Annotated in this window: 16 protein-coding genes; 14 read left to right on the forward strand and 2 right to left on the reverse strand. The window is 56.8% G+C overall.

The window, feature by feature from the left end:
- Positions 1-7: 7 nt before the first annotated feature.
- The gene (locus tag QZR17_RS02535; protein WP_297127283.1) at positions 8-1,339 is read right to left on the reverse strand and encodes a hypothetical protein; all 1,332 of its coding nucleotides are present in this window, start codon (positions 1,337-1,339) and stop codon (positions 8-10) included.
- Between the two features lie 314 nt (positions 1,340-1,653).
- Here QZR17_RS02535 and pyrH point away from each other — a divergent pair, with 314 nt between their 5' ends.
- From pyrH to QZR17_RS02590, 11 genes are all read left to right on the forward strand, one after another.
- Positions 1,654-2,367 carry a UMP kinase gene (gene pyrH / locus QZR17_RS02540; RefSeq protein ID WP_296164988.1) on the forward strand — a complete coding sequence of 238 codons (714 nt, stop codon included), beginning with the start codon at positions 1,654-1,656 and terminating at the stop codon, positions 2,365-2,367.
- A 43-nt stretch (positions 2,368-2,410) separates the two neighbouring features.
- Complete coding sequence (gene frr, locus QZR17_RS02545) at positions 2,411-2,971, forward strand: ribosome recycling factor (RefSeq protein ID WP_296164990.1); 561 nt, start codon at positions 2,411-2,413, stop codon at positions 2,969-2,971.
- A gap of 23 nt (positions 2,972-2,994) precedes the next feature.
- Entirely contained in the window at positions 2,995-3,939 is a 945-nt protein-coding gene (rsgA, locus tag QZR17_RS02550) for a ribosome small subunit-dependent GTPase A (RefSeq protein WP_297127287.1), read from the forward strand.
- Positions 3,940-4,234: 295 nt separating this feature from the next.
- Positions 4,235-5,491, forward strand: coding sequence for a hypothetical protein (locus tag QZR17_RS02555; RefSeq protein ID WP_297127293.1), 1,257 nt, complete (start codon positions 4,235-4,237; stop codon positions 5,489-5,491).
- Between the two features lie 24 nt (positions 5,492-5,515).
- Complete coding sequence (locus QZR17_RS02560; protein ID WP_297127295.1) at positions 5,516-6,013, forward strand: NfeD family protein; 498 nt, start codon at positions 5,516-5,518, stop codon at positions 6,011-6,013.
- A 27-nt stretch (positions 6,014-6,040) separates the two neighbouring features.
- On the forward strand, positions 6,041-7,069 hold the full coding sequence (gene floA, locus QZR17_RS02565; protein WP_296163918.1) for a flotillin-like protein FloA: 1,029 nt from the start codon (positions 6,041-6,043) through the stop codon (positions 7,067-7,069).
- Positions 7,070-7,086: 17 nt separating this feature from the next.
- A complete protein-coding gene (locus QZR17_RS02570; protein WP_297127298.1) occupies positions 7,087-7,968 on the forward strand; it encodes a nucleoside phosphorylase in 882 nt (293 codons plus the stop codon).
- Positions 7,969-8,279: 311 nt separating this feature from the next.
- Positions 8,280-10,430: an outer membrane beta-barrel protein gene (locus QZR17_RS02575; protein ID WP_297127300.1), complete on the forward strand. Its 2,151-nt coding sequence runs from the start codon at positions 8,280-8,282 to the stop codon at positions 10,428-10,430.
- Between the two features lie 47 nt (positions 10,431-10,477).
- Positions 10,478-11,416, forward strand: coding sequence for an OmpA family protein (locus tag QZR17_RS02580; RefSeq protein WP_297127302.1), 939 nt, complete (start codon positions 10,478-10,480; stop codon positions 11,414-11,416).
- Between the two features lie 778 nt (positions 11,417-12,194).
- Complete coding sequence (locus QZR17_RS02585) at positions 12,195-15,191, forward strand: tetratricopeptide repeat protein (protein ID WP_297127305.1); 2,997 nt, start codon at positions 12,195-12,197, stop codon at positions 15,189-15,191.
- A gap of 46 nt (positions 15,192-15,237) precedes the next feature.
- On the forward strand, positions 15,238-17,103 hold the full coding sequence (locus QZR17_RS02590) for a TonB-dependent receptor (RefSeq protein WP_297127308.1): 1,866 nt from the start codon (positions 15,238-15,240) through the stop codon (positions 17,101-17,103).
- A gap of 277 nt (positions 17,104-17,380) precedes the next feature.
- Here QZR17_RS02590 and QZR17_RS02595 read toward each other — a convergent pair whose 3' ends face one another.
- A complete protein-coding gene (locus QZR17_RS02595; protein ID WP_297127311.1) occupies positions 17,381-17,872 on the reverse strand; it encodes an exonuclease domain-containing protein in 492 nt (163 codons plus the stop codon).
- A gap of 697 nt (positions 17,873-18,569) precedes the next feature.
- On the opposite strand from QZR17_RS02595, the gene QZR17_RS02600 reads away from it, so the two are divergent.
- From QZR17_RS02600 to QZR17_RS02610, 3 genes are all read left to right on the forward strand, one after another.
- Entirely contained in the window at positions 18,570-18,701 is a 132-nt protein-coding gene (locus QZR17_RS02600) for a hypothetical protein (RefSeq protein WP_297127314.1), read from the forward strand.
- 696 nt (positions 18,702-19,397) lie between these two features.
- A complete protein-coding gene (locus tag QZR17_RS02605; protein ID WP_297127317.1) occupies positions 19,398-22,646 on the forward strand; it encodes a TonB-dependent receptor in 3,249 nt (1,082 codons plus the stop codon).
- 15 nt (positions 22,647-22,661) lie between these two features.
- A complete protein-coding gene (locus QZR17_RS02610; protein WP_297127320.1) occupies positions 22,662-24,683 on the forward strand; it encodes a RagB/SusD family nutrient uptake outer membrane protein in 2,022 nt (673 codons plus the stop codon).
- Positions 24,684-24,788 lie beyond the last annotated feature (105 nt).

Here is a 24,788-nt window from a genome sequence, read left to right on the forward strand (position 1 = left end):
TACTTTATCAATAGATCTTGAGCTTGCGGAACCAAGTCTCATTGAAGGCAAAGCCCAGAGTGAGCCGGAGCATATCGCTGCTAAAGCCACTCTCCTTAGCTGCCAAGCCGTGCTTGTACTCGAGTGAGAGGTTGAGGGCTGAGTTGCGCTCGAGCCCATAGAGGAGGATCGGTAGCCCGACACCGACGGAGGCACCGATATACTTCATCTGCCCGATGGGGGCCACCTCGTAGTAGGAGGTGGAGAAATTGACGCCACCGGAGTAGGTGATCTGCCTGCCGTAGTTACTCGAGTAGGGGTCGGGGAGGATCTGAAATCCCGCTGCAGCGTAGTAGCTACTCCTCAGCTGTAGTCCATCCCCGGCAAAGATATTGGGGACGCTGCTCCAGAGCGAGGTTTTGAGGTCCGCTGACACGGCATACTTCATCGGTCGCACCCATGCCAGTCCCACCCCGATGGTATGAGGAGTAGAGGTCTCCAGGACTACATCTTTATTCTCGATGTCGGGGCGAGTCTGAGAGTTGACATTCCGATTGACGATCAGGGTAGCCTCAGGCTTGAGGGGCAGACCGGGGCTATAGGTGGCTCCGAGGACGATCTGATCCCGCGCAGCGTCGGGGGTCGCTGCCGAGCGAGCAGGCAGGAGGAGCTTATACTGCAGTCCCGCCTCAGCCTGGAAGGAGCTAATCCTCAGCCGATGGGTCTCCATACTTTGTGTGAGCTGGGAGAAATTGGGTACCATCGTCCAGGTGTGAGTCTCTGACCCGAAGAGGTACTTCGCACTGACTCCGAGATAGAGGTTTCGCACCACCTCGGCACCGATGCCGAGATAAGCGGTCTGGAAGGAGCCCCTGCCGGAAAAGCTTTGGAGATACTTCACCCCGTCAGTGTCACCCTCGACGCTCTGAGTAGAGGACATACCATATCCGGTGTAGAAGGAGGGGATCAGTCCGAGGCTAAGCGCCACACGGTCACCGTAGAGAGGAAACTGCACAGCCAGATAGTCCAGCCCGCCCTGCAGAGAGGGCTTGCTGACGGTGTCATCCCGATAGAACCCAAAGTGAGCCGACGTCGCCACGTCCATGATAAAGGAGAGGGAGTCTGTGGATGCAAAGGCAGCAGGGTTGGTAAAATTGATCGCCTTAGGGCTACTCATGGCAATACCGACACCGCCCATACCTCGCCAGAGTGTAGGGGTAGCGTAGGCAGGGATGCCATAGCCATACCGAGTGGTAGGCGAGGACTGCATATCCTGGGCCTGCAGCGATGCGCCAGCGAGACCGGTCAGGGTGAGTATGGTGAAGACAGTCGAGTAAAGTCTTATCCTCGGGGATAGCATACGTGATGATGATTTGTTAGTCCACTCATGCGAGCTATAGCACCCACACAAAGTCGAGGACAAATATCGGTAATTCTACACTGCTTCGCAAATCTCCCCCCGCCATGCTCCCTTTTGGTCCCCTTCGAAAACGTCTCCGATGACGCTACCCGACCGGAAGCCGCCTGTATGGAGCCCCTCTTCTCGATACAGACACCATATATTATAAGGAAAAAGCGGTGGGTACCCGGAGCAGGAAATTGGGTCCCAAGTCTTGTGTATACAGCTTTTTTTATTAGGTTTGTCAGTGGTAAAACTCATTTGAAAAATCATTTATGTCCAAATACAAGCGAGTTCTGCTCAAGCTCAGCGGAGAGTCCCTTCAGGGAGATCAGGGCTATGGCATAGACTCTGAGAAACTTAGCGCTTACGCCAAGGAGATCAAGGAGGTAGCAGACGCCACCAGTACCGAGATCGCCATCGTCATCGGTGGAGGCAATATCTTCAGGGGACTGACCGGCATCGGCAAGGGAGTCGATCGCGTCAAGGGCGATCAGATGGGGATGCTCGCCACGGCGATCAATAGCCTCGGTCTATCAGCCGCACTGGAGACTGCCGGGCTGGACTCCGTGGTCTTCACCGCCATACAGATGGCCCCTGTAGGTCGCTTCTACAATAAGTGGGACGCCCTCTCAGCACTGCGGGAGGGAAAGATAGTGATCTGCTCCTGTGGCACCGGCAACCCCTACTTCACCACCGACACCGGTGCCTCCCTCCGAGCTGTGGAGCTGGAGTGCGATGCGATGCTAAAGGGGACCCGCGTCGACGGCATATACACCGCTGACCCTGAGAAGGATCCCACCGCCACCAAGTACGACACCATCACCTACGACGAGATCTATGCTCAGCACCTGCGTGTGATGGACCTCACCGCCACAGCCATGTGCCGGGAAAATGGGATGCCGATCGTCGTATTTAATATGGATAAGCCCGGCAACCTCATGCGACTCCTCTCAGGAGAGAGCGTCGGCACACTCGTCACCGAATAATCAACCACCGCCTCCGGCGGACCATACAGATACAAACCAGATTATGGAAGACTTAGACAATATCCTCACCAAAGCCGGCAAGATGATGGGAGACTCCATCTCCTCGCTGCAAGATCGTCTCGACAAGATCCGCGCAGGACGTGCCAATCCCAAGCTCCTCGACGACATCCGCGTGGAGTACTACGGCAACCTCACTCCTCTCAAGAACGTCGCCACCGTCACTGTGCCTGATGCCCGCACGATGATCATCACTCCGTGGGAGAAGAAGATCCTGAAGGACATCGAGAAAGCGGTCATCGACTCCAGCCTCGGCATCACCCCGAGCAATAACGGAGAGAACATCCGCATCACTATCCCCCCGCTGACCGGTGAGCGTCGCCAAGAGCTGGCCAAGCAGGTCAAGGCAGAGTGCGAGGAGGCACGCATCAGCGTGCGTAACGCTCGCCGCGATGCCAACGACTCGCTCAAGAAGCTACTCAATGATGGTCTCTCCGAGGATGTCGAGCGTGATGCTGAGGATGACGTCCAGAAGCTCCACGACAAGCACATCAAGCAGATCGAGGAGTGCTATAATACTAAGGAGAAGGAGATCATGACCGTCTGAGGTCACACTCCGGCAGAGAGTCCATGGAAGGAGTTGTCACCTGCTGCCAGGGAGATGTCTACACGATCGTAGCTGACGGCGTGGAGTACCACTGTCACCTACGGGGGCACTTCAAGACGGCTGACATCAAGTCGACCAACCCCATCGCGGTGGGCGACTTCGTCACCTTTACGCCCCCCGTCACCGAGGACGGCGACTTCGGCTGGATCACCGAGGTGGCAGACCGACGCAACTATATTGTACGGCGATCCGTCAACCTCTCCAAGCAGTCGCACATCCTCGCAGCCAACCTGGATCGGGCGATACTCTTAGTGACGATCAATTACCCAGTCACCGGGACGACCTTCATCGACCGCTTCCTCGCCACTGCTCAGGCCTACGATGTGGAGACCATCATAGTCTTCAATAAGACCGACCGATACAACTCCTCCGAGAGTGCCGAGATGGCTCAGATGAAGGAGCTCTACGAGAGCATCGGCTACCGCTGCCTCATCATCTCGGCTCGGGAGGGTACCGGAATGGATGAGCTGAGGAAGGAGCTAACGCACGGCGTCACACTCCTCGCTGGTCACTCCGGGGCCGGCAAGTCCACGATCAGCAACCTCCTCTGCCCAGGCGCTAATCGCCGGACGATGGAGGTCTCTGAGCAGACCAATCTCGGGGTCCACACCACCACCTACTCTCAGATGTATCCCATCGATGGCACAGAGGATGGATTTCTGATTGACACACCGGGCATCAAGGGGTTTGGCTCCTTTGACTTCGATAAGGGGGATATAGACGGCTACTTCCCGGATATCTTTGCCTACGCAAAGGACTGCCACTACGCCAATTGCAGCCATACCCACGAGCCCAAGTGTGCCGTACTCCGTGCTGTGCGGGACGGACTGATAGCACCATCGCGCTACAAGAGCTACCTCAGTATGCTCTACGAGGACAGCGAGGAGAAGTACCGCCTTCCTCAGTAAGCACCAGCGCAATAAGCCCCACCCATCAGGACCGGGAATCCCTCCCCCACCACTACCAGATAAGTCCCTACCGGGAGTCCAGCACTCTCGGTAGGGATTTTTTTGCACCAAAATCTAATACCGATATTAGTGAGCTCTTCTACCGATATTAGGTGCGACTAATATCGGTCTTAGAAAAGTCTCAGATAGGACTGACCCCTGCCACTGAAAGAATATAGAGGGAGAGGATCCAGTCCAAAAAGCCTTTCGCATCATTTATTTCGCTATATTTATCCCATTAATGATGAGTATCGAAATGAGACAGCATAGACAATTAGCACTTCTCGGCATCCTCCTGGGACTTCTGACGCTCAGCCTTACCGGCAAGGCGCAGACAGACAGCCTCAGGAGTGAGATGATGCGGGGCAATACCTCCGGCATGGAGAGCTACATCAAGGGTCTGAGCAAAGCCAAGCGAAGGGCCCTCCCCAATCGCACCCTGCTCACCGAGATTGCCCTCGCTCACTACGACCTGAGCGAGGCGTCAGACCAGCTCGCAGGGATAGAGTCACTCCGGGCGTCTGATGCTCAGCAGAGCACTGTCGAGGAGCTGACGATGAGACTCAAGGCGGCAGAGCGCACCTCCTCCGGTCTCGTCAGGATGCAGCTCTATACCTACCGCACGGGAAGTGAGGAGGGGCTACTGTCGGACCTAAGTCGCGAGGCGCCTTCGGTCGGTCAGCTCAGCCGAGCCACCTTTGTGAGTGCTGATGGGAGAGAGCGCTGGCAGGTGGTCTCCGACACCCTTGGGCACGATCACTTGGTGGTGACCGGACGACTGGGCGATGGCACATGGGATAGCGAGAGTGAGAGAGAGGTGGAGATCCTCGGGTTGGAGGGCGGTCGGATAGCCTATCCGTACCTGCTGGCTGATGGGGAGACGATAAGCTTTGCCTACAATGGTCCCGAGTCGCTCGGGGGCTATGACCTCTTCATATCAAGGTACGATCGTGAGGGAGGGCGCCTGCTGGTACCTCAGCAGCTCCCGGCCCCCTACAATACACTGGCGGGCGACTACCTGCTGCTTCGCGATGAGGAGCGAGGGGTAGACTGGCTGCTCACTGACCGAGGCACATCGGCCCCCGAGGTGCTCGCTCTCTACGCCCTCTCTCACCGCACGGAGCGACAGGACGTGGTGACGAAGGAGCTGGCGTGGATGATGGGGGACAGTATCATGCAGTCCGGCATCGCCCTACCTCCACCCGTCCGTGGGGCGGAGGCAAAAGGAGCAGGAGACGCACGGGAGCCTCTATTTTGGCTGGGGGAGACGCCCGTCTATGACCAGAGCAGCCTAACCGGCAGAGAGTCACGGCACTTCCTCGAGCAATATACCGAGAGAGCGGAGCGACTCTCCACTCTTCGGACCAAGCTGGAGTCTCTCCGTAAGCGCTTCGAGACGGATAGATCCGTGAGGGGCGAGATACTTGAGCTGGAGAGGCAGGAGCAGGTACTCGGCAGGGAGCTCTTTGACCTCCGTAATAAGGTGATCGCACGTGAGAAAAAGGCAAAGTAACCACGATTTTACGCTTATATAATTATGTCGATAGGATTAGTCATCATCATCGTACTGCTCGCCATAGTGGCGGCAGCACTCCTGGTGGGAGAGGTTTTCTTAGTCCCGGGAGTGGGTTTCGCTGGTCTGCTCGGGGTGGGTACGGTGGCAGGCGCCGAGTACTACCTCATCCTGGGTGGATACGACACCATGGCGGTCATTTTTGCCCTCCTCACGATCGTCTTCTTCTGCATAGCCGCCTACTTCATGAGCCGGAGGAAGGTGGTCCGCAAGGTCGCTCTCTCGAGCGAGATCTCCTCCTCAGCCCGCCAGCAGGTGGATGTCAGCGTCGGCGCCACCGGGATCGCCCGTAGCCGCCTCGCCCTCAAGGGGACGGTGGAGGTCGAGGGGAAGATCTTTGAGGCCACGTCAGAGCAGGGCTTCATCGATGAGGATATGCCGATCTACGTGTCGCGCATAGACAAGGACACCATATACGTCAGCCTCGACAAGCGGGGCACGGCGAAGCCATCAGCAGAGTAAGCACAACCAATATCTACACATAATCTTATGACACCGACACTAATATTCTGGGGCGTAGTGGTGATCATCGCACTGATCATCCTGACCGTCATCTTCCGCTACTTCCCCGTTATGCTCTGGGTGAGTGCCCAAGCATCTGGAGTGAATATCTCCCTCTTCCAGCTCTTTATGATGAGGATCCGAAACGTCCCGCCGCAGGTCATCGTCCGTGCTATGGTCGAGGCGCATAAGGCGGGCATCGCACTGACTCGAGACGAGCTGGAGGCACACTTCCTCGCCGGAGGACATGTGGAGCAGGTGGTCCATGCACTCGTCTCAGCCAATAAGGCAGGGATCAACCTGAGCTTCAGTGATGCAGCCGCAATCGACCTCGCGGGGCGTGACGTCTTCCAGGCCGTACAGATGAGCGTGAACCCTAAGGTGATCGACACCCCGCCGGTCACCGCCGTCGCCAAGAATGGTATCCAGCTGATCGCCAAGGCACGCGTCACCGTGCGGGCGAATATCTCTCAGCTGGTCGGTGGTGCGGGTGAGGAGACCGTCCTTGCCCGCGTGGGCGAGGGTATCGTCTCCAGTATCGGCTCCGCTGAGGCGCACTCCTCCGTACTCGAGAACCCTGACTCCATCTCCAAGCTGGTGCTTAAGAAGGGACTTGACTCGGGGACCGCCTTTGAGATCCTCTCCATCGATATCGCTGACATCGACGTAGGTCGCAACATCGGTGCAGTGCTGCAGATGGATCAGGCGGAGGCGGATAAGAATATTGCCCAGGCTCACGCTGAGGAGCGACGCGCTATGGCGGTGGCCACCGAGCAGGAGATGAAGGCGAAGGCGCAGGAGGCTCGTGCCCGTGTGATAGAGGCCGAGGCAGAGGTGCCACTGGCGATGGCTGAGGCCTTCCGGAGTGGCAACCTCGGCGTCATGGACTACTACCAGATGCGCAACATCCAGGCCGACACCTCTATGAGAGAGAATATCGCTAAGCCTTTCTCCGCACCATCCGAGGATGTGACGCGCAAGAGCGGAGAGAAGGATGGAAAGAATAAGACGAACTAATCCTAACCCAATAACACATGACTACTACCAATAGAATACCCGACTCCGAGCTGATCGTCAATGAGGATGGCTCTATCTTTCACCTCCACCTCCGCCCCGAGCAGCTCTCAGATAAGATCGTCGTCTGCGGTGATCCCGGACGCGTCGATATGATTGCCTCTCGCTTTGACTCCAAGGAGTGCGAGGTGAGTAGCCGAGAGTTTCACACCATCACCGGCAGCTACAAGGGCAAGCGCATCACCGTCCTCTCCCACGGCATCGGAGGGGATAATATCGAGATCGTGATGAATGAGCTCGATGCGCTCGCCAATATCGATCTCAAGAAGAGGGAGGTGAAGCCGGAGCACAAGTCCCTCACGATCGTCCGGGTAGGTACCTCCGGCGGACTCCAGGAGGAGGACCCGGTCGGCGCTTACGTAGCCTCGGAGTACTCCATTGGCTTCGACGGCGTGCTCCACTTCTACGCCGATGAGGGGAAGGTCTGCGACAGGGACTTCGAGGAGGCGCTGCTGAAGGGGCTTGACTGGAAGCTCACCGGCCTTAAGCCCTATGTGGTCCGGAATGACGACAGTCTCTTCCGCCAGATCACCGATGGAACCGACATCATCCACGGGGTCACCATCTCGGCTAACGGCTTTTACGTTCCCCAGGGGAGGAAGGTGCGCTCTCAGCCACTTGACCCCGACCTCAATCGCAAGATCATGGACTTTGAGTACAGCGGACACAAGATCACCAACTTCGAGATGGAGGGCGCTGCCCTTGCCGGCATCGGGACCATCCTTGGTCACCGCTGCCTCACCGTCTGCACCATCATCGCAGGGCGAAAGAAGCAGGATATGAATACGTCCTACAAGGATACGCTGGACGGTCTCATCGATATGGTCCTTGACCGAATCTGATCGAGCTGCCCTCTGAGATCCACTTAAGACACTCACGCCCCTCTCAGACCCTTGCTCGGGTCCGGGAGGGGCGTCGTTATTATATATGTAAAGAAATCCTACGGAATACCACTTTATCTCTTAATCCCGACCCGAGAGGATGTCCACCCTGACAAAAACTCAGGCGAGGGATACAATAATACTTAGGGATGTAATATAATTTTAATTAGCAGTAATATTTGATTACCTTTGCGTGTGGACTACTATGCGGGTCCTCATTTGGAATGGCATCATATTTATACAACTTATACTAAGTTCATCGTTTAACACTTATGAAATCAAAGAAACTGGTACTCGCTGTGGCGGGTCTTATGGCTTCTGCCCTTGCAGGCAGTAATGCCAATGCACAGGTTCGCGATGTGAGCGTTATGGTATCTCCATACGCCTCATACAATTGGTGGAACTCCAACATCGCCCTCAAGAACTCACCCTTCGTCGGAGCCCGTGTAGGCTTCGGATTCGGTCCCTTCTTCGAGATCCGTGCTAATTACGAGCAGTCCATCAACCTCAAGAATGCCCTCCAGGACAAGGACTGGAATCCCCTCAATGAGGAGGCCCTCCAGAAGCTCGAGGGTATGGATATGACCATCTCCCGCGTAGGTGGTGAGGCTAAGGTCAATCTCCTCGGCAATTCCGCCGTAACTCCCTACCTTACTGCAGGTGCCGGTGTCCAGGTGCTCGACTACAATCCCTTCAAGGTAGAGAATAAGGATGCGATCATCGAGGAGGCTAAGGTCAAGGACAAGCAGCTCTACTACACCCTCGGTGCCGGTGTCAAGCTCCGCATCACCGATCGTATGGCATTCTCTATGGAGGCTCGTAACCTGGGCTTCAATATGAACGCCAACAACTCCTTCATCAACCACTACGGTGATATGAAGGACCTGGACAAGAAGAAGTATGGCAACTGGTCTGCCCTTGCCTCCTTCGACTTCTACCTCGGTGGCAATGCTGCCCCCGGCACCCACCAGCTGGGTGGTCGCTATGCAAGCCTCTTCAGCGACGGCTTCCGCGGCATGAAGTTTGTCCTTGAGCCCGGCGTACAGTACGTGGACTTCCGCAACAAGACCGGTCTGAGCGATCAGTGGTTCCTCGGTGGAAGCGCAGGTGTTGACTTCTCCTCTCTCGTTGGTCTCCGTGCCTTCTACTACCAGGCCACCAAGGAGCCCAATAAGCTGAGCTTCGACTTCAATAAGGACCTGAAGATGTACGGTGCCAACTTCATCGCACGTCTCAATTACCCGCGTGGTATCGTCCCCTATCTCCGCTTCGGTGCCGGCTACCTCGACCGCAACAACCTGATCGAGTCTAAGGACAAGGAGCAGGCTAAGGAGAACTTCAAGTCTCACGACCTCTTCGGTATGCTCGGTGCAGGTATCGAGATCCCGATCTCTCGCTGGTTTGCCCTCTTCGGTAACGCTGATGCGCTCCTGATGACCGCCAATGACCAGAAGGTCGAGAGCGTGAGCACCCCCGAGGATATTGCTGTCAATATCGGCTACACCGCTGGTCTCCGCATTAACCTTGGCGACCCCGTGCTCCAGAGTGAGCTCATGGACGACACTGAGACCGTGGCCTACAACGAGCGCACCAATGAGCTCCGCAGTGATCGCTCAAGAGTGAACCGCGCCGATGTGGAGAGGCTCCAGAATAAGATGATGACCAAGAAGGAGTTTGAGGAGATGGTTGATCGCATCATGGCTCGCATCCACGAGGAGGAGAGCAAGCGTGCCTCCCTCTACACCGCAGACGAGACCGACGTGATCCTCCGCGCCCTCGCCACTCAGAGTGCCGGCACCTCTACCTCCACCACGACTACGACCGTAACTTCTGACGACCGTGCCATTAAGGACCTCCAGGCTCGCGTAGGCTCACTTGAGCGTGATGCCCGCAGCGACAACAATGGTAGCGTGGCTCCCTCCACGACGATCATCGCTCCCGGCACCGGATACAATGCTCCGCAGCCCGCTCCCCGTGGCTCCTACGACGTAGCTCCCTCTGAGCGCCCCGTAGCTATGCACCCCAATGGCGGCTGGCTGAAGCTCAACCGCCTCGCTGCCGTCACCGGCGTCAGCCTCGGTGAGTCCACCTCTTGGGCACTCGGTATGCGTGGTTACATGCAGATCAGCGACAGCTCTTTTGACTTCGTGCCTGAGATCATGTTTGGCTTCCGCCAGGGAGGTACCTCCTTTGATCTCGCCGGCAACTTTGTCTACAATATCGACATCAAGAGCCGCTTTACTCCCTATGTAGGTCTCGGCGTTGGCATCTTCCAGCACGGTCTTGGTACCAACTTTGGCACCAATATCATCGCCGGTACCAATATCAATCTCGGCACCAATGGCGAGATGTTCGTTGACTACACCGCACGCAGTCTTTTCAAGAATAACCAGATCGCTGTAGGCTATCGATTCATCTTCTAAAGAAATCCCCTCTTTCGTTTTATCAATAAGAGTAGATCCATTTAGATATGAATAAGATGACTACCACACTTCTGCTGACCATTGGTCTTGCCACCGCAGTCCCTGCAGTGGCTCAGACCACTCAGGTCGCTCCGGCAGACACAGTAGACGTGACGAGAGCAGATGCTCCTGTCCTGTCCTCCGAGGATTATGCCGGTGCTTTAGGCATCAAGGACTGGGATAAGGTGGACGACAACGCCCTCCTCCCCATCACGTCCAAGCAGGCTGAGGAGCTCATCACCAAGATGATCGTAGCCAGCCGAGCCGACTCTCAGCGTAAGCTCACGGAGGCGGAGGTGCTTAACGACTTCAAGGTCGAGACTCTGAAGAATAAGCTTCTTGAGTCGGCCCTGAGGAACGTCTACACCAAGGACTACGAGGAGCGGATGGACCGCCTCGAGACCCTCCTCCTGATCACTCTCGCTCAGCAAAACGGCGGGAAGCTTGACCCCGCGCTGGTGAATTACCTCCTCGGCAATGGTGACCTCGCCTCCCTCCTCACCGGAGGTGCTGCTCCGGGTACCACTCCCGGCAATAGCACGACAGCTGTCCTCCCGGGCGCTAACGGTCAGCAGAGTACGATTCCGCTCGCACCTGGTGCCAAGGCTGACTCTTGGGACCACTTCCTGAGCCAGGTCTTCTACGCCTTTGATAGCTCCAAGCTGGACGCGAAGGCGAAGGTCGTGCTCGACAACGTCGCCGGCTGGATCAAGGAGAATAAGATGGCTGTAGAGCTCAGAGGATACGCCTCTCCCGAGGGTAACATGCGCTACAACAACCGTCTCTCCGGTCGCCGCGTCAATGCCGCTGCCGACTACCTCCGGACTAAGGGGATCGCTGACGAGTACCTCCACATCATACCCTCAGGCGAGGACACGATCAAGGAGACATCCGTTCAGTACCCTGATGCCCGCCGTGTCGACATCCGTCCCTACTACGGCGAGTAATAGATAGATCTGCCCACATAGGCAGACAGACTAGCTAAGGCAGCTGTGAGATCACTCTCGCAGCTGCCTTTCTTTTTTTGTGAAGATGCGGAGACGAAGCGCCCCCTGCGATTTGCACCATCAGCCTATCAAAGTGCGCTCCTAAGGGTCTCCTCCTACGGCTTGAAATACCCGGCAGAGGATGTAGAATGCACGTAGCAGGAGAAGCAGAGGCCGCCCCACTACCCCACCTGAGCAACGATCACCTCACTTATCCGGAAGCTTCAGCGGTGCAAATATAACACCCCCGCGGGGAGGGATTGTCTCTATATGTCTCTATCTGTCTCTTCCTGACCAAAATTGCGTCATCTGCGGTCCTCGCCACCTCGTGGCTCAATGTACGCTTAAAGAGCGATGACCACTCTAAGGCTCCCCCCCTGCGGGATCTTCGCTCCTTAGTCCGCATGTCGAGGGCGCGAAGAGCCGAAGACCGCGGGAGAGGATGCCAAGAAAGATATACAACCCCGGTAGGGTGTCGCACTTATCAGGGAGTCAGGCAACCGGTGCGACACCCTTGCGGGGTCTCGGGATCGTGTGTGATGCCTGACCCACGGGTCCTCGTGGCTAAGGAGCGGGCACCCGCAAGGGGTGCTTCGTTCTTCACTCTTCACTAATAAGTTGAAGGGCTTCTGTGCTATTCACCTGCGCCACCCAGAGCATCATCGCCTGCCTTCCCCTTGCTCTTGGAGAATTTGGTACCTTTGAGAGAACTTATATCTCAAGAGACATTTCCGATCCTATGGATAAGAAAATACTAGCCTTAGTCACGGCAGCCCTCGGCCTCTCTGCCACGGTCGTTGGTCAGGAGCCCACCTCACCGCTGACGCACCTCCTACACGCCCGTCAGGCGATGTCGCTACAGGCCTACACCGGTGTGGTGGAGAGCCTGGCACCGCTATACAAGGAGACCTGGAGTATGCCCATCATGGGCGAGGAGGCCCTTTACCTCGATGCCATTGCCCGCAGCTGTATGGGCGCTGAGGAGGCGGACCTTAAGCTCCTCCACTTCATCGAGCAGCATCCTCACAGCGCCCTCTTGCCCTATGCTCAGAGCCGGCTCGGCGAGTGGTACTACGTGCGGGGAGACTACTCCGGTGCCGTCTACTGGCTGGAGCGAGCAGACGTGTCTGCCCTGCCGGAGGAGAGAGCGCAGGCGATCGACTACTACCACGCCTACTCTCTGATGAAGACCGGCTCCGAGGAGGCGGCACTCAAGCTCTTCCTCCCGCTGACTTACTCCCGAGACTTCCACAACGCCGCAGCCTTCTATGGTGGCTACCTCCTCCTCAAGGCCGACCGGGTGAGCGAGGGAGAGAGGCTACTCTCGGGACTCTACAGCAATACCACCTACGGCACCGAGGCACTCGCCTATGTGGCTGAGTCACGTCTCTCGCAGGAGGACTTTGAGGGGGCTCTGACACTGGCACAGAGGGGGCTCAAGAGGGATGCCTCCGAGAGCAGTGCCCGTCACTCCCTCCTCCATACCGCAGGCCTTGCCGCAGCGATGACCGGGCGTATCGACCTCTCCACCGACTACCTGCGACAGTATATGAGGCAGGCAGAGCAACCGGGGCGGATTGACCTACTTGTCCTCGGGAAAAACCTCTACGAGCTGGGCCACGAGACCGAGGCCATCGGCTACCTCACGCGGGTCGATGACGGCACACCCGACTTTATGTCTCAGCTCTCGCACTACTACCTCGGGCTCACTAATCTGAGCAGCGGAAAGAGCAGCAGTGCACTTGCGTCCTTTGACCGGGCGGCTGAGATCGACGTCTACGCCCCTCTGACTGAGGATGCACAGTTCAATGGCGCCCTCGCTGCCTATGCCGGGCATCAGGGACGTCTCGGCGCCGGCACGAAGCGTTTCGCCTCCTATCTCAGGCGTTATCCCACCGGAGCCTACCGCCCCAAGGTGATCACCTACCTCAGTGACGCCTTCCTCAATGACCCCAAGCGAGCCGATGTACTGCGGGAGATCTCCACTATCAGCCCGCTTCCTCCTGAGCTGAGGAGGGTGAGGGAGAAGGTGAAGCTCGGTGAGGCCAATCAGTCTCTCGCGGGCGGTGACCTCCGTAAGGCAACCGAGCAGTACGGGCGTATCATCGGGAAGAATGAAGACCCGGAGAGCGTCGCAGAGGCTTACCTCTGGCGTGGAGAGGCGGCATACCGCAAGGGAGACTACACCGGCGCGATCAGCGATACCCGTGCCTATCTCGACAATCGTCCCGAGAGCCTTAAGCTCAATCCTCAGGCTTACTACACCTTAGGCTACGCCTACTTCAATAATAAGAGCTACGACCAGGCGAAGAGCGCCTTCCGGTCCTACCTCTCTCAGTCCACCCCGTCGACCAATGAGCGCACTGCTGTACTCAATCGCCTCGGCGACATCTCTGTACAGGAGCGCCGACTCAGCGAGGCAGCCGACTACTACGACCAGGCAGCGCGAGCCGGCGGAGCGGAGTCAGACTACGGCTTCCTCCACCGCGGTATTGTCCTCGGGCTACAGAAGGACTACGAGGGCAAGATCAACCTCCTCTCCCGCATGCAGCAGACCTTCCCCTACTCCTCGCTCCTTCCGGAGGGCTTCTACGAGCTGGGACAGACCTATAGTATGCTCGACAGACAGTCCCTCGCCCGACAGGCGTACGACCGCGTGGTGACCAATTACCCCCGTCACGAGCTGGCCCCCTCTGCCGCAGTGCAGAAGGCTCTCACCTATATGAGTGAGGAGAGCTTCTCCGAGGCAGCGGATGCCTATGTGGCGGTGATCCGCAGCTACCCCAAGTCCGATGCGGCCAAGACTGCACTGCAGAACCTTAAGGCACTCAGCATCCAGCTCAATCGCGTGGATGAGTACAATAGCTTAGTCCGCTCCATCGGTGGCTCTGGAGCGATCTCCGACCGCGAGATGGACGAGATGACCTACCTTGCGGCTGACAAGATCGTCTCCGAGGGCAAGCCCGCTGAGGCGGTCAAGGCACTTGACGACTATCTGACCCGCTTCCCCGCCGGAGCGTACCTCGACAAGGCCCTCTACAGCAAGGCGCTAATCCTCTCCTCCAATAAACGGCACAAGGAGGCTACACCGATCCTTGAGCGTCTCGCAGCGATGCAGCTCGAGCCCACGATGAGCCACGATGTGCGGCTGCTACTTCTGGAGAATTATGAGCGAAGGGACAACTCCGCCCGGGCAGCCGAGGTCGCCCTCCAGCTCGCCAACGAGAGCAGCACACAGGCCGACCGCAGCCGCTACATCTCCGCTGCAGCGGCCCACGCGCAGAAGAGCAAGAGCTACGACTTCCTCCTCGCCCTTGCCGATGATGTCTCTCGGAGCAAGTGGGACCTCACACCACAGACCCGCTCCGAGGTGATGACGGCAGCCGCCACACGGTACGACCAAGTGGGGAAGAAGGACATGGCGCGGCTCTATGCACGGGCGGTGCTTCAGCTGCCCACCTCTGCCCAGACGACGGCAGCCCGCGTGCTGGTGGCTGAGGAGCTCTTTGAGCAGGGCCAGTTCCAAACGGTCCGCGACCGGATGGAGAAGGTAGTCGGCGGACAGTCCGACAGCCGCTACTGGCTTGCACGAGCCATCCTCCTCCTGAGTGACAGCTATGTCCGTCTGGGCGACAAGAGCACAGCCAAGACATACCTCGAGAGCCTGCGATCCGGGTACAAGGAGCAGCAGGACGGCATCATCAATCAGATCGATGAGCGTCTCTCACGCCTCTGACTTCACCGCACTCATTTTTACCTAAAGAAAGATCCTACCACTACATATGAAGATCAGACAACTCTTAGTCACGCTCGCAGCTTCGTCAATGCTCCTCGGTCTGAGCGCCCAGACCCCGGCAGATACGCTCCGCCGGTCTATGACCCTGCAGAGAGCCTACATACCGGAGACCGGTCAGGCAAGGAAGGAGTTTTTCAATCCCCTCGCTAATCAAACTCCCCGCCAGCTCCATCCGCTGGACTTTGCCCGAAATAGCTACAGCCTGAGTATGAAGGCAAGGCCCCGTCTCTTCACCCCGAGCGATAATCTACTCCTCCCGGAGTACGGGAGTCACCACTTCTACGCCCGCCTCTTTGGCGGTTACCCGGTCAAGGCGGGAGGCAATATCGGTGCACACTTCAGGGTAGGAGACTACGGGACGATCACCGTAGCCCTCGACCACACCTCGCGGCACGCCACGGGGGAGATGGGCAAGCTCGATGCTGCTCCGATCAATGAGACCCACGACACGGAGGGGCTGGTGAGATACTCTCAGAAACTACCCGAGAGCGACCGAATGCTGGAGATCGAGGGGTTCGGCTTTGGGCACGCCCACTCACTCTACGGACACCTGCTGAGCTCAGTGAAGTCAGGCGAGCTGCCGTACCACTTCATCACCGCCACTCCCGAGAAGCCCGAGCTGATGAGCTACTATGGCACGGGACTTAGCGTCTCCCTCTCACCGGCACCCCTCAGCGCCCTCTCCACTTGGGAGTACAGCCTGAGCGCTACGATCGACTACGGCAATCGCAATGCCGACGTCAACGCCCATCGCGAGGGTGAGCCGATCGGGGTCTACATATCCGGGCGGGGCGATGCCCTCCACGCCGGAGTGATGGGGAGCCTCACCTACGGTGCTAAGATCAATGACTTCAGGTTTGGCGTCAATGCCGGCTACGAGATCAATCGCTTCTCCCTCGACAAGGAGGTGGCAGGAGGCAAGGCGTCACAGATCATCACCCTCATCCCACACTTTGACTACATCATCCCATCGCTCCAGGTGCGGGCGGGGGTAAAGGTGCAGCTCCCCACTATGGGTGCCAAGCAACTACTCATCACCCCCGATGTGCTGCTCCGCTGGCGGATGCACGACAAAGCCTCGCTCCTACTCTCCGCCACCGGAGGCATGACGATGCTCTCGATGCGCGACCTCTACCGGATAAATAGGTATGCCGATCCGATGAGCATCTCGCGCGGCATCGAGTCCTCGACCTACGATGTCTCCCTCGGGCTGGAGCTGGGCTCTTGGAACGGCTTTGCCCTCGACCTCAGGGGCGGGTATGCCGACTACAGAGACTTCTACGACTTCGCAAGTAAGAGCGCCTCCACCCCCACACCGGAGGGCTATGAGGGAGAGCCCTATGCCGAGGTGGCACTCTTTGACCTTCGCAATCTCGGTTCGGTCCGTCACGGCTACTTCAGCCTCGGTGCCCGCTATAAGGGAGCGGAGGGGATTAGCGGTTCGCTCGGTGTGAAGTACAATCACTTTGCCCGCCCGGCACTCACAGAGGAGGAGAGCTCTAAGCCTGATCACGAGCTGATGGAGAGCATCCTCGGCAGACCCGCTCTCGAGCTGACGGCAGACCTCACCTACAGCCCGATCAAGGACCTGACACTGAGTGCCAATTTCCTCGGCTTGGGAGGGATCAAGATGCAGCAGCTACTCCCGAGGGACATTGTCCGTGAGGGAGAGGAGATGGTCTACACCCTACCCTTCACCACCAAGCTTGATGCTCAGGTCTCCTACAAGGTGCTGAAGAACCTTGGGCTCTCACTCACGGTGGAGAATCTCCTCAATCAGAAGATCCAGCGCTGGAGCCACTACTACAGCCCCGGCATAGGCGTCTACGGCAGCATCACCCTCGAGCTGTAGGCCTTCAGGGCAAGAAATGAAGCAAGGGCTGACTCCGTGATACGGGGTCAGCCCTTTTTTCATTCCCTCCGACCGACAATTACCGGAGAATGTTGCACGAAGTGCCATTCTCGCACATTTGTTTCAAATGTGCTGAGACTTTGCACGAAGGATGAGATGCAAGGCGCTGAGGATGAGGTCGAAGGGAGCGTACTCACGTACGTGACCGAGACCGAATTCCGAAAGCAACGCAGCAGATCGCCTTCGTGCAACAGTCTCTATCGATCGACAGGCAGCGTCACAGTATCTCTCTTGCTATCCAGGCACACGCCTCCGCATCAGCCAGGGCGTGGTGATGATTTCTCAGGTGATACCCACACGCCTCAGCCACAGTCTGCAGCTGGTGGTCCTCCAAGCAGGGGAGCACACGCCGAGCGACACAGAGGGTGTCGTAAAAGTCATAGTCCGGATACTCCATACGATAGGTCCGAAAGGCAGCCCTCAGGCAACTCTCGTCGAAGGGTCTGTTGTGAGCCACCAGGGGCAGGCCCTCTATCAGAGGCTCCACCTGCGACCACACGTAGGGGAAGACCTCAGCCTCGTCCGTATCGCGGTGACACAGGCCATGCACCTGAGAGCACCAGTAGCTGTAGTAATTAGGCTCCGGCTGCACGAGAGAGTAAAAGGAGTCGACGATCTCGCCCCCTCGGACCACAACGACCCCGACGGCGCATATGGATGACCGCTCACTATTGGCGGTCTCAAAGTCTATTGCGGCAAAGTCTCTCATAAGACATCTCTACAGATTAGTTCTATCACAGTGGGGTACCCATATATAGCCAAAGCTATCCATTTATTTAGACATTTCACCTCCAGATGTCGTCGGGGTGGTGCATGAGGATCATACAGAAACCCCTTCGGATGACCGCGAAGAGCTAGGCTAAGAAGCACCCGTCACAGATGTCCGCGTAATTACCAGATAGCCAAGGGGTCCCAACTCCGACGACCCGTGGAATATGTGTCACGCACCATCCCAATTACGAGCGCCTTGCAAAGGTATGTCTATCAGCGCGATGCGGACCCCTCGATCTAATACCGATATTAGAGTTGTCTAATACCGATATTAGAGAATTCTTTTACCGGTATTAGACTTCTCTAATATCGGTAAAAGAATTATCCGAAAGCGCCCCCGATGGAAGGGCAATGTTTGGGTGGGAGAGACGCAGAAGGGATTCACAAGAAACAGTCAGCAGTCCCAGGATGTCGTCTCCAGGTCTATTGGTGGCAGCATTAGAAATCCATCAGGCACCGCCATACGCATCCCCGAGGACACCTTCCCCCATAGACATGACCAAGACAAACACTACTTGGGAAAGGTTACACTCAACTGACGATCCCCGGGAGAGCTCCGATGCCGGGAGGTGTCAGAGAGTTGGGTTCTCTTGAGTGGGGCTATGGTTGCGCATCAGACTTTTTATACCTTTGGGATGAAGAGACGATCCGGGCGTACGGATGGAAAGGGCGCCATCCTCTCCGGAGTCAGCAACTGCCTCCGGAGGCAGTATGAGGAATTGCCCGCCCTCACGCTCGGAGAGTCTCTTCTTCATTTTTTTGACTAAGAAGACACACCTCTCCCTTTCCGCTCAGATACAGGACACCAAGGTCAAGCTTTTGACCAAGTGTAAGGGGTGACGCTTTGGGCTTGATAGCAGGCTTAAGTTGCGACACCCTGGCGGGGTTGCGGGGAGGGGGATCCTGCTCGGCGACCCGCAAGGGGTCGAGGGGGATAGAGGTGGATCTCGGCACATCGGTCACCGCTTCGCGGATGACCGATGCCTATGGAGCGAGCACCCCTGCCGGGGTGCCACACAAGTTGCTTGCCTAACTGGTAAGTGCGACACCCTGGCGGGGTCGTAGATTAAGAGAAGGCGTCCTCTCCCGCACTCTTCAACACTTCGTGCCTCGGCTTGGGGCTATGGAGCGATGATCCCTCAGGGACTACGCCCCTACGGGATCGACAGTCGGGAGCATCAAGAGGGATTGATCGACGGGATTGCAATGCGACAGGTATTATCACTTCTTTGCAGTATAGCTCAAGAGCGTCACCCCTGATAGCACCCTCTGATATGCCGACCCTAACAGTGATTCACAAAACCATCGCAAAACATTTAATAATTTATTATCTTTGCTACGTGAGCAGGAGGTAAAGCCATACTCCTCTACCCCGCTCCTCGAGAGTTACGCATGAGCGACGACTGCACCGGTAAGGTGTCGAAGCTCTTGACCACGAACCTTTTATAATCACAAGTGACAGCATGAATGTTATCAGATCACTAAGGCTGGCAAGCATTGCCTCGCTGCTGGTCTTACTCTTCACCACTGTTGCCCAGGCCCAGACGGTCACCGTCACCGGTACCGTCAAGGACACCACAGGGGAGCCGGTCATCGGTGCCAACGTGGCAGTCGTCGGCGTCCCCGGTAAGGGAGCCACCGCTGACCTGGACGGCAACTTCACCATCCCCGCCGTGCCTGCAGGTGCGACACTCCGCGTCTCCTTCGTCGGCATGAAGACGCAGGAGATTACCCTGAAAAACGGGGGGGGGCAGAATAATCCTCTGCACCTAAATATCGTCCTCGTTGAGGACTCCGAGCTCCTCGACGAGGTCGTCGTCGTCGGCTACGGTACGCAGAAGAAAGTCAACCTGACCGGGTCTGTATCCGCACTCGACGGAAAAACACTAGAGGCCAGACCTGTAGCCAACGTTGCTCAGGCACTGCAAGGTGCAGTCCCGGGTCTTAACCTCGGCACCACCAACGCCGGTGGTGAGCTTAATGGAGGGATGAGCCTAAACATCAGAGGTGCAGGCACCATTGGTGATGGGTCAAGCTCTAGTCCATTGGTACTTATCGACGGAACTGAGGGGAACCTCTACGCTCTCTCTCCCAACGATATCGAGAGCATCTCTGTGCTCAAGGATGCCTCCTCCTCTGCCATCTATGGATCCCGCGCTGCATTCGGTGTGATCCTTGTCACCACCAAGAGTGGTAAAGAGGGGAAAGCTCGTGTTAGCTACAATGGTAATGTCCGCTTCTCCACGGCCACACAGGTACCCCAGCAGATGGACTCGTACACCTTTGCGCAATATTGGAATGATGCCTCCTCCAACTCCGGTCAAGGTCCGGCCTTCAACGACGAGATGCTCAGACTCATCAAGGGCTTCCAGGATGGTACACTCACCGGTGAAGAAGCTTGGGGTACACGCTGGAACGGCTATGCCGCTAATGAGCCTTGGTCTATGTACACAGGCAGCTGGTGCAATACCAACTGGTTTGCCGAAATGTACCGTACCAACGTCCCCTCTCAGGAGCACAATGTCTCCCTCACCGGAGGATCCAAGAGTGTCAATTACTACCTCAGTGGCTCACTTCTCGACCAGAATGGACTAATCCGTCATGGGCGTGACACCTTCAAGAGATACAACCTCAATGGCAGGGTCAGCGTAGACGTCTACTCCTGGCTCAATCTCACCTACAGCACCAAGTGGTCTCGCAGCGACTACTCTCGCCCGTCCTATATGACCGGTCTCTTCTTCCATAACATCGCACGTCGCTGGCCGACCAACCCTGTCTACGATCCTCATGGACACCTTGTCCCCTACAACGAGATCATCCAGATGGAGACCGGAGGACTCCATAAGGAGACCAAGGATGCACTCTACCAGCAGCTGGTGGCTGAGATCAAGCCACTGGACGGCTGGATCATCCGACTTGAGGGTAACTACAATACCGAGACCGGATTTACCCACTGGGATAAACTGCCCGTCTACTACTACGACATGGACAATCGCCCCACGCTATCGAAGTGGAATCAAGACGCTGATGACCGTGGCAAAAGTGCGGTGTCGGAGAGTGGGTGGAAGAGAGATTACTTTAATGGTCGATTCTACACGGAGTACAACTTTACCGTAGGAAAGTCGGAGATGAAGGTCCTCGGTGGTCTCGATATGGAGCTTAGCAAGAACCGTGATCTCGGGATCGATACTCAAAACCTGATCTCGCCGGATGTCCCCACGATCAATACCTCTAGCTACGATAAGCCGGGGGTCTGGGGCGGATACAATCACTGGGCCACCATGGGATTCTTCGGCCGCGTCAATTACGCCTACGACTCCCGATACCTGGCAGAGATCTCAATCCGACGGGACGGCTCCTCCCGCTTCATCGGAGACAAAACCTGGGCAACCTTCCCCTCCTTCTCACTCGGATGGAACATTGCCAACGAGGCTTTCTTTGCTGAGGCGCAGAAGTATGTGGGGCAGCTGAAGCTTCGTGGGTCTTGGGGTGCGCTTGGCAACACCAATACGAAAGCCCTTTACCCATGGTTCCAAAGCATGCCCACCGGGGTGGCCAACTCGGCTTGGCTTGTCCAGGGCAATCGCATGAATACCTCCAACGCTCCCGGTCTGGTCTCCGGTGCTCTCACTTGGGAGCGGATCCAGAATTGGAATGTCGGTCTCGACTTTGCCGTACTTGACAACCGTCTGCAGGGTAGCTTTGACTACTTCGTACGTGACACCAAGGATATGGTTGCCCCGGCACCGGAGCAACCCTCCATTCTCGGAGCCCAGATGCCTAAAATCAACAACGCTGACATGAGGTCTCAGGGATGGGAGCTGGAGCTTCGCTGGAGAGACCACTTCAAGGATGGCAACTATGGTCTCCGCTTTGTCCTCTCGGACGACAAGCAGACGATTACGAGGTTCAATAATCCGACTAAGTCGCTCAACACCTGGTATGCCGGTCGCGTCAATGGCGACATCTGGGGCTACGAGGTGAAGGGACTGGCTCAGACTCAGGAGGAGATGGACAAGCATCTTGCTGACAATCGTCCGAGCTGGGGTGGCAACTGGGGTGCCGGCGATGTGATGTACATCAATAAGGTAGACCCCGTGGATGAGAATGGCAAGATCATCGCGTCTCAGAAGGGGCTGATCAACGATGGGAAAAACACCGCTGATGACCATGGGGATCTGTCCATCATCGGTAACAGCATGCCCCACTTCCGCTTCGGAATCAACGCTGACGTTGCATGGAAGGGAATAGACTTCCGCATCTTCCTGCAGGGTGTCGGTAAGAGAGATTGGTGGGACGGCTCCGTCTACTCCATTGGAGCCAACACCGGTATGTGGCAGAGTGTTGCCTTTACTGAGCATCTCGACTACTGGCGTCCTGAGGGTAGCTCGCTTGGCGCCAACCCCGGTGGCTATTACCCGAGACCCCTATTTGGCGATGGGTGGAAGAATTTCAAGCCCAATACACGCTACCTCCAGGATGCTTCCTATATGCGCATCAAGAATATCCAGCTCGGCTACACCCTGCCGGAGAGCATCAGCTCCAAGCTTAGTATGTCTCGCGCCAGAGTCTATGTCTCGGCAGACAACCTCGTCACCTTTACCAAGATGACCAAGATCTACGACCCGGAGGGACTTGGCGGCGACTGGGGTCCCGGTAAGCTCTATCCCCTTATGAGGACCGTCTCCGTCGGACTCAATCTCAACTTCTAATCAAGAATGAATCCTATGAATCACTATATAAAGATAGCATCAGCCGTTGCGATGGTATGCCTCGTCGCGACCTCCTGCGACTTCCTTGACAGGAAGCCACTTGACCAGGTCGGGTCTGATACATTCTACCAGACTGCTGAGCAGGTAGGGACATTTCCCATCAATTACTACCCCGCCGTCTTCGCCTCTCATGGGAGATGGAATATGGGTATTGGCAGCTTCGATAATGGCACGGACAATCAAGCCGGAGTCAATGGGAGCAATGTCTTCGTCAAGGACAGATGGCAGGTCCCCTCAACCGGTGGCATCGGCTTCGAGAACATCCGTAACTGCAATTGGTTTTGCGCCCAAGTGGAGAAGCGCCTGAAAGACGGTGTCTACACCGGTGAGGAGGATCTCGCCAAGAGTTACCTCGCAGAGACTTATGTGATCCGCGCACTCCTCTATTACGACAAGCTGGTGGCCTTCGGGGACTACCCGATCCTCACAGACTATATTGACGACACGGCTGATCTTGTCGGCCTCTCTAAGAGACAGCCTCGTAACGAGGTGGCGCGCTTTATCTTAAAGGAGATAGATAAGGCGATCCCCATGCTAAAGGATCAGACTCCAGGCAATCAGCGGATCTCAAAGCCCGTGGCACAGCTGCTGAAAGCACGCATTGCCCTCTACGAGGGAACGTTTGAGCGCTATCACCGCGGGACCGGACGCGTACCTGGTGATGCCACATGGCCGGGTAAGGATAAGGAGTGGAATAAGGGTAAGACCTTTGACCAGGAAGCAGAGGTCAAGTTCTTCCTTACTGAGGCAATGAACGCTGCTAAGGCGGCAGCGGAAAGCCACTTCTCCCTGACGGCGAGCAGTCACAAGATCGATCCTGATGCCGGTCAGACCTCGGGGTGGAATCCCTACTTCGAGATGTTTGGAAGCAACAACCTCTCTAAGGTATCCGAGGTGATGCTTTGGCGTGAGTACAGCAAGAAGTACGACATCACACACGACGTGAGCCAGATGGTAGCCACAGGTGCCGGTATGGGGTGGACACGCGGTCTCGTGGAGAGCTTCCTGATGAAGAACGGTCTGCCCATCTACAGCCCTGCTTCCGGCTACCATGGTGATGTGACAGTCGATAAGGCTAGGACGGATCGTGATGAGCGACTCCAGCTCTTCGTTGCCGGTGAGACCACGCCCATCAGACTTGGCACGGGTGATATGGGCACTATAGTGACTCCCAGTAAGACCGGTAAGGCTCCCTTTATGCTTGAGGTGGCGCAAAATCGTGACGTGACCGGATATCACCCGCGGAAGTTCTTCAGCTACAGCCCGGACGCTCTCCAGGGCGGTCAGACCGGTGCCGTCACTCTGCGGCTCAGCGAGGCATACCTCATCTATATGGAGGCCTCTTATGAGCTCACCCACAGGATCGACGACACGGCGAAGGCCTACTGGACTGCACTCCGCGCCCGTGCCGGCATCACTGCACCAATCAGTGTTACGATCGATGCCACAGACATGGCTTACGAGGCAAACGTCAATCGTGACTCCTACGACTGGGGTGCCTTCTCCGCAGGAAAGCCGATCGATGCCACCCTCTACAGCATCCGCCGTGAGCGCCGTAGCGAGTTTGCCGGTGAGGGTCACCGCTGGGATGATCTCGTGCGCTGGTCTGCCATGGATCAGGTGACAAACTATCAGATCGAGGGGGTCAACTTCTGGACCGAGATGTGGAACTGGGATATCTACTGGAACGTAGACAAGAAGACCAAAGAGCGCACCACCTCCAAGGTACTTGCCGATGGAAGTGACAAGGCCAATATCTCCTCCAAGGAGCTGAGCAAGTATCACCGCCCCTACCAGGTGATCAAGGCGAATAACCCCTTCTATGAGGGATACACCTTCTATCCCGTCTACTACCTCTCGCCCTTCTCGGTGAGGGAGATGGAGCTCTGCTCTCCCACGGGAGACCCCGCCCAGAGCAACCTCTATCAGAACCCGGGGTGGCCGATTACCAGCACCTATCCTACATATAACAAGTAAGTAAGCGAGTAGGAACTACTCTGCACTCATTGAGAGACGGTACATCCAAGTGGGTGTACCGTCTCTCTGCTTCTTTCACCCACAAGGAAGATTATTTAGTCACTC

Origin of the sequence: uncultured Porphyromonas sp., assembly GCF_900541275.1 — a bacterium.
GTDB lineage: Bacteria > Bacteroidota > Bacteroidia > Bacteroidales > Porphyromonadaceae > Porphyromonas_A.